This window comes from Pseudomonas sp. BJa3, from assembly GCF_026343815.1.
GTDB classification, from domain to species: Bacteria; Pseudomonadota; Gammaproteobacteria; order Pseudomonadales; family Pseudomonadaceae; genus Aquipseudomonas; species Aquipseudomonas soli.
In genome coordinates, this window is record NZ_JAOXMC010000019.1 from 107,266 (window position 1) to 115,477 (window position 8,212).

An 8,212-nucleotide genomic window follows, 5' to 3' on the forward strand; every position below is an offset into this window, starting at 1 on the left:
CCTTTCTTACTACTGCCTGCACTCAACACTTCACTGACTATTAGAGTCATCAGGATTTGCTGCAACCTCTGCCAGACAACAACCCAGATCAGACTGCGACTTTACTCCAGTCACTCTGCCACTAGTACACATCATAAATCTAACTTTCGAATAGCACCTTGACCCTCAGCATCAAACCCCTCTGGCCATAGAGTTTCATTATCGAAAATCGCGGAGGCAAATTCCGCTCCTTCCAACCTTGCTCCACGAAAATCAGCGCCGCACAGGTTCGCACCACGGAAACATGCGCTCCCCAGATTGCCATCCTTCAAGCAAGAGGAAACCAAATATGCATCACTGAAATTAGCGTAAACTGCCAGCACCCCCAAAAAATCAGCTTTCCGTAAATAAGCCCTGACAAATAGCGCATTAGCCAATACTGCCTTCTGCATAACGACAGCCTCCAACCGAGCATCAATAAACGATGCATTTCTAAGATCGGCCCCTGTAAAATCTGCTGAACTAGCATCCTTAGCATCAAAAATAGCTCTGTGAAGCTTCATATCGGCCAAATCTGCCCCTTCGAGCTTTTCCAAGTCCAAAGGCATTGATTCGCCGGTCTCAAAACTGATAGTAATCATCGGTTACCCCAATCGTCTTTATCAATCTTTAACTCGTTCACTGGGCGTGTCAATCCAGTCTTATTAGGAGGCAGATGCCCTGGCACGATCTCCGGAACCAGCCCCAGAAGCCGGGCAGCAATGTAACGGTGGTTTCCATCAACGATCACATTACCATCCATTTTAATGGGGGGGGCTTTTTCACCCTTCAGCAACCGATCAACATATCGTTGAATTGCAGGCAAAGAAACAAAACCTTGCGCGCTCACCACAGCATCCCCCTTCAAAGCTTGCTCAATCACCGTCGTCGTAACATCGTCACCCTTGGTGACCCACGGATGCTGTGCCTGACTACCAGCGTTTTCATTGAACACCAGCCCTGGGTTTTGCTGATGCTCCGGGGTGACATAGGTTCCACTACCTGACTGTCCATCAAGCTGTTTGCCGCCGGTATGCGGAGTCACTGTCACCTGCCCGCCTTCTGCAAACCCTCCACTGGACGGGTTCTGGCGATTTTGCTCAGCCAGCATCCCTTCGTAGATTTTCGCCCGCGGGTCAAGCTCATGGATTGGTAAGACAGTACCCCCAAAGACAAGACCGGAGAGCACTACCATCAACTCCGCTCTCTTGCTCATGTCCGTAGTGGATGCCTCGATGGCATCGAACATACTCGATGCGGCGGCGCGCATATCCGCTTGGCGCTCTGGCGAGCCCTGACTCAAGCTCAGTGATACACCAAGCCCCGCAACCAGGGCCGCCCCCAATGCAGCAACGGGCACGAAGTTCGTTCGCCCGTCTTTTTGATGATTGGCGGAATCCAGGGCGGCCAACACCTTCAGGGCCGCTTGTGGGTCGTTACCTGCCAAGTCGATCAGGCGCTGGGCAACCGCGTCGAACTCTTTACCCGATGAGCCCTGGGTAATCCTGCCCAGAACGGTATTAACCACCGCGCTACGTGTTTCTTCGTTGCGACTGCCCAACTGACGAGTGAATGCAGCCATGCCCACGGCAAGACTCACCGCATCGGCATCAACCCCTGCGCCCAGTGCTTTTACAGTCAGGAACAGGTCACCCAGTTGCTGCAAGGCCTCTTCACTGTTCTCACCATACTTGGCCGCACTCTTCTGCCACTGCTCCAGGGTTTTCTTCGGGTTCAATACCGCCTTGACAGAGGTATCCGACACATACAAATCAGTACGCGACTCGCTGTCCCGAGTGATCTCGTAAGCCTTGTCCAGATCCCGATTCAGCCCGGCTACCGAGTCCTTGCCAGTCTCTGCATCCTGGCGCACGGTAACCTCGCCAGCACCCACCGTGGCACGGACAATCTGCTCGCGGTCCTTTTCATACTCCCAGCCACTGAGGTTGCCGTGGGTTTCGGACTTGCCGCCGCTTGGCTGCGACCAACTGCCGCCGACGTTGAGGTAATAACCGTGCTCCTTGTCCTTGCCGGCGATATCGCTGTAACCCAGCGTACCCGTGTCGAGCTTGAGGTTGCCGTTGTCGGCGGCGATCAACGCGCCATCGAGTTGGGTGTGGTGCTCGGTGCGAATGTCGACCTTGTTCCCCCCGGTGATGCGTGTCTGCTCCTGGACCCAGTTGGTCTTGCCAGTCGTCTGTCCGTAGCCCACCGAACCGCTGACACTGGCGCCGACACCTACGGAGACCGTTGCACTCAGGTCGAACTCCTTGCCCTCGACCTTGCCGGTATCCGCTACGGAAGCAACCTTTAGATCGCCTCCCACACGGCCGATCACCTCATCGCCACGCAATTGCGCTCCGGCGATGGTGGTGTCCTTGCCACTGCTGAACTTCAGCTGGTCCCCGGCATACAGGAACGCCTGTTGCTGCTGCTCGGCTTCACGCTTCAGGTCGCCCTTGCCGATATCGACACTGGCGTAGAAACCGACCTTGCCTTCGCCAAACGCCAACCCTGCCTCGCCACCACCGTTATGACGAGTGTTTTGGCTGTTGCTGTCGTTCTGCGCCGAGCGGATGTTGACGTCGTTGGCAGCAGCGACGTCAATGTCGCGTCCGGCACGGACCTGCCCGCCGATGATGTTCACGTCATGGCTGGCATCGAGCTTGACGTCACGACCAGCGTTGAGTTGGCTCGCTGACGAAGTACCCTGCATGCTGTCCTGATCAGCGACGCCATAACTGCCACCCGCTCCCAGCTTGATCCCGCCAGTGGTCCCGCCATGGATCCCACCCCAGCTCTTGGTCTGCTGGTTTTCCTGGCTGAAGCTGCCCTTGGCTACATCAAGGTTGATGTCTCGACCGCTGATGCTGATGTCCCGCCCCGCCTGCAACTGCCCGCCCTTGATGGTGACATCGTTGCCGGCCTTGACGTTGACGTCGTGCCCGGCATCCAGGGTGGAACCACGCTGACTTTCCTCGACCACCCGCTCGCGGCTGCCTTGCTTGGTGGTACCCAGTTTCACATCGGCGGTAGGCCCGGCGAAGAACTGACTGACAGCGTCGACCGCGCGCAAGGTGCTGGAAGTCTGGCTGACACCGTTCTCACCTTTACCCGCGCCCTCGATCGCGTCCTTGGTGTTGCCCAGGTTATGGTTGATCGTGACCCCGATACCCTGGCTCTTCTGCTCGCGCTCGTGCTCCACCAGCAGACGCTCGCGGGCGGCATCGATGTTGATGTCGCGACCGGCTTCGAGATTGATGTCGTGCTTGGCCTTGAAGTCGGAACCGGTCTGGTTGATGTCACGCCCGGCGCGAACATCCAGGTCCTGGCCTGCCTGGATCTGACTGGCGGCGGCCAGTTGCTGCTCCAGGCGATCCTTGGCCTTCTGCTGCTCGCTGCCGAGGAACAGGCTGACGCCATTGTCATCGCCAGAGACGCCGAAACCTGTGCGTTTCTCGCTCGACCACTGGTGCTCGCTGTGCTCGTTCTGCGCAGCTGCCACGTTCACGTCGCGCCCGGCGTTAAGGCTGACATTGCGCCCTGCCGCAATGCCACTGCCGGTCACATTGATATCGCGTTCGGCGGTCAGGCTGGCATCCTGCACGGCGGTCAACTGGCTGCCCACACTGGTACTGCTCTGCGCCTCTTGGCCGGCCTTCTTCGCCGAGCCCACGGAGATGAAGCCCCCTGACACCGAGAGCCCAGTCTTTTTCTTGTACTGCTCCGAGTGGCTGTAGGCGGTATCGTTGGCCGACACCAGATTGATGTCACCCTCCTTGTCCACCAACCCCGCACGCAGCTCGACGTCCTTGCCGGCATTCGCTTCGCTGGCGCGCAGGCGCACATCGCTGCCTGCGGCGATAACGATGTCGTTGCCGGCATCGAGCTCGCTGCCCACCTGTGTGGCGCGGGTCTGCAGCTGGCTCTTGCCGCTCTTCGACAGGCCCAGGAAGCCGGACTTGGTCTTCTTGCTGTACTCGCCGTGCTCCTCTACAGCGGACAACACCGCCACATCGCCCGTGGCACCGAGCATGACATCGCCGCCGGCCTTGAGTTGGCTGCCGATCACGGTCACATCGCGGCCGCCGTCCAGGGATATGCCGCCATCGTCCTTCTTGCTGACGTTGACGGTCAGGTCGCCACCGGCCTCGATCACCGAGGCGACGTTGGTGCTGTGGTAGCTCTCCTGCTGCTTGGAACTACCGCGACCGAACGAACCCTTGCTCTTCTTCAGGTAGTACGAAGCACTCTCGTTCTGGTCGGAGGCGATGGTCAGGTCGCGCTCGGCGTCGATGTGGACATCGCCCTTGCCCTTGACCTGGCTGGCGACGATGGCCATGTCCTGGCGCGCGGACAGCGACACATCGCCGCCGGCCTTGGCCGTGGTCGACACCTGGGTGACCTGGTCATTGGACTGGGTGACCTTTTTGCTGCGGCTGAAGCTGTGGGCTTCGTTGGCGGCGGAGCTCAGGTTCAGGTCTTCGCCTGCGGCCAGGGTGAGATTGCGGCCCGCGTCGATCTGGCTGGCCACGGCGGTGAGGTCGCGGCCGGCGCCGATGCTCAGGTCGCGGCCGGCGGTCACCGTGGCGCCGTGCTGCTGCACCGTGTTGCTGCGCTGGCGCTCGGTGTAGAAGCCTTGACGTTCTTCGACCGACAGCAGGCTCACATCACGACCGGCACTGAGCGACAAGTCGCCGCCGCTCTGGATCACGCTGCCGACGTTGTTGATGTCCTGGCCCGCCTTGAGGCTGAGGCTGTTGCTGGCTTCGATGCGGGCGATGCTGTCGAGATGGTCCCTCTGCTCACGCACGCTACCGTAGTCGTTGTCCGTGCGCGTCAGGTCTCGTTGATTGATCAGGTCACCATTGACGGCGGTCAGGCTCACATCGCGCCCGCTGATGATGCCGCCGGCACTGTTGACCAGGCTGTTGCCGGCCAACAGGTCCAGGCGACCACCTGCCTGGATCAAGCCACTGTTCGTCAGGTCCTTGCCCGCAGTGGCACTGAGGTTGCGTGAGGCACGCAGCGTACCAATGTTGTTGAGGTTTTCCCCGGCAATCAGCTGAACATCCTGCCCGGCGATCAAAGCACCGTCAGGTGCCAGGCGGCCGTTGGCATGGGCCAGGTACAGCACAGGTGCAAGTACCTGCTCACCATTGATCTCACGCTCTTCGAGCCAGACGATGTCGTGCGTCAACGCCGCCACTTGCGCAGAGCTCAGGCCGACGCCAACGCTCAGGCCAAGCGCATCCTTGCTGCGGATGGCATTGTCCATCAGGTGCTTGTACAACTGCTCGCCAGAGGTTTGGCCATCGATGAACTGCTGGCCGGTACGCGCCACCACCGCCTGCTGGATCAGGCGCTGCTCGTAGAAGCCGTCACCAAGGCGCTTCCAGCTCTTGTCCGGGTCATAGCCCAGATTGCCGAGCAGATAGTCGGAGCTCATGAACTGCTTGAGGTCGGTCAGCACCGGATTGGTTTCAATCAGGTACTTGTGCGGCTTGCTCGTATATTGGCTGTCGGGCAGGCGGGTGATGCCCGGTATCCGTGGCGGGGCACTGACTCCGGTATCCTGCGCGCTCAGTTCAAGTGCCTGCGCACCTGGGTTTGGCGATCGAACGCCGCTATCCACTGCCTCGGCCACAGGCGCGTTGACCCCGATGGCACTGGCCTTGGCCGCCGACTCGACGCGCTGGTGGGCAATGCGATCGATTGCCTGCTCGCTCACCCTGGATGCGGCAGCATCCACTGCCTGGATCACGCCCGGCCGGGAGCTGGCCAGCCCCTGACGCTCATGAGAGCCGACGGTGGCGTTGCCCAATGTCCAGCCCTGAGTGGGCCCGGTTGCCGCATCGCTGCCTTTGCCACTCAAGCGGAACAGGCCATTCTGCCCGGCCGGCAGGCTGAAGCCTGGCAGGGTGGTCGGGTCTACCTGTCGCTGGGCCAGATCGGGTGGCAACTGCGCATTCAGGTTGACCACCGTGGGCTGTGTCGCGCTGGCTACCTGGGTATCGAACGCACGACTGCTGGTCGCCTCCGGCGCCCTGCGCACAACGATATTGTTGACGTCGCCTGCCGCGGTGAGCTTCGCCGTGCCTGCAGCCTGGATCAGCGCCGGAGCAATGAATTGATTATCGTCCTTGAGCGTGAGTGCTTCATTGATGCCATAAAACATCCCGGGGTCGAACTTCGCGACCAGGGCCTTGAAGGCTGCTTCATTGAACGGTCCAGAACGAGGGTGGGCCTGGTTGTAGGCGTTTACCTCGTTGATCAACTGGAAGAAGTACGCCGTGGGAACCTTGGTTCCAGCCCCCACCTCTCTGCCAACGGTTCCCGACCTGGAACGCTCGCCCTCATTGGTAATGCTGCTGGCCGTGATGGTGAGATCATTGCCCGCCGAGATCACGCTTCGAGAATTGAGAACACTGCCCCCACCAATGGTCAGGTCACGCCCGGCAGCCAGGGTTGCCGTTGGCGAATCTTCCAGCACCACGGTTTCCTGGGTCTTGTAGATGTGCACCGGCCCCCTCACCCACCGCGACCCTTTGCAATGCTGGACGCAGTAGATGGTCATGTAGCCGTCGGTGATCTGCTGGCTGGCGCTGAACTTGTCGCGTTTGTTGACGAAGCTGGCTGCCTGCAGGTTGATGTCACCGGCCGCTTCGACTGTCCCGGAGCTGTTCAGGAAGGTTGCCGCAGTACTGCCTGCGCTGACGCCGGCGACCAGCAGATTGCCCAGGCTGTAGACGTCCGCATAACGGTTGCTGAAATCCGCCGTGCGCATCGACATGTCCCGGCCACTGAACAGCAAGCCTCGACTGCCATCGGCAGCCTGGTCGTTGTGGACGGACTGGGCAATCAGGTTCAGGTTGCGCGACGCGGCCAATGCCCCGTAATTGGACAGGCTGCCGGCGTTGATCGTCAGGTCGTTGACCGCCGACAAGCGCCCAAGGTTGCTCAGCTGGTTGCCGACGTTGACAACGATGCTGTCGCCACCGGCAATGCTTGTGGCGGTGCCCAGGCTCATCTGCGCCGCAGACAGGGTCATGTTCCCCAGGCTGGTCAGTCGGCCGTTGCCCGAATAGGTACCACCCAAGGTCAGGCTCAGCGTGCCATCGCTGGCAATCAACCCATCATTGAGCCAGTTGCCGCCCTTGCCCAGCAACGCCTTCGTCGCCAGCAGTTGCCCACTGGAGGTCTGGGTGAAGTTTTTGACATCGAGGTTGAGCGTGCCGGCTTGCAGCACGCTGCTGTTGACCCAGTCGTCGGCACTGAGATTCAGGGTGCCGTGCGTCAACAGGCGGCCTCCCGCCGCCATGACCTGCTGGCTGCTGACACCGAAATCGCCACTGCCGAGGTGAGTGATGCTGCCCCCGGCATTCAGCAGATCGCCAATGACCAGGGCAAGATCGGTGTTGGCGGTTTCCAGGGTCCCGTTGCGGTTGTCCAGCAGCCCGCCGATCTGGAATCGTGTAGTGCCGCTGGTGCCCAGTGCCCGCAGTTGCCCGCTCTGGTTGTCCAGATTGGCAGCCGTGATGGCGAGAGTACTGGCGCTTTCGATGATGCCGGAGCGGTTGTCCAGGGCGCCGCTCAACCCGATGTCGATACGCTGGCCGACCATCTCGCCGCGCGCGTCGCCACCGTTGAGCAGGCTGGCGCCGGTGACCTTGAGCAGACCACTGGCGGAGATGCCGCCATCGCGGTTGTCCAGTTGCCCGGTGCGGATCAGCGCGTCACCGCCCAGCGCGGCGATGCGCCCGCCGTGGTTGTCGAGGCTGGCGCTCTGCACATCCAGGCTCAGCGCCTGGAGGATGCCGCGCTGGCCAGTGGCGTCGCTGCCGTTGCGCAGCACGCCGGTGGTGCGCACGCCCAGCGCCTGCTTGAGGCTGGCGAGGATGCCGCCGCGGTTGTCGAGGGTGTCGGCGGTCACGGTCAACGCGCCGTCCTGGGCGATCAGCTTGCCACCCTGGTTGTCGAGCAGGCCGGTGGTCTGCGCGGTGATCGCGCTCTTGGCCTGCACGGTGCCCTTGGCGTTGTTCAGGCTGGCCGCCTGCAGGCCTACGTCGCCCTGCTGGCTGTAGATCAGGCCATCGCCTGAGTTGTTGAGCGCCCCCCGGCTGTCGAGCGTGAGCGGGCCATTGGCGGCCAGGGTGCCGCGCTGGCTGTTGTCGACGCTGGCGGCCAGCACCTT

General features: G+C 61.1%; 2 protein-coding genes. Both read right to left on the reverse strand.

The window, feature by feature from the left end; all coding sequences use genetic code 11:
- Window positions 1-131: 131 nt before the first annotated feature.
- Window positions 132-620, reverse strand: a complete 489-nt coding sequence (locus OH705_RS21880) for a pentapeptide repeat-containing protein (RefSeq protein ID WP_267302978.1) — start codon at window positions 618-620, stop codon at window positions 132-134.
- Window positions 617-8,212: hemagglutinin repeat-containing protein (locus tag OH705_RS21885; RefSeq protein WP_267302979.1), on the reverse strand; the 7,596-nt coding region annotated here is incomplete at its 5' end. The genes OH705_RS21885 and OH705_RS21880, both read right to left, overlap by 4 nt.

Excerpts from the sequence above, each read along its gene's own strand:
- OH705_RS21880 (WP_267302978.1), bottom strand. The coding sequence starts at position 620 with ATGATTACTATCAGTTTTGAGACCGGCGAATCAATGCCTTTGGACTTG.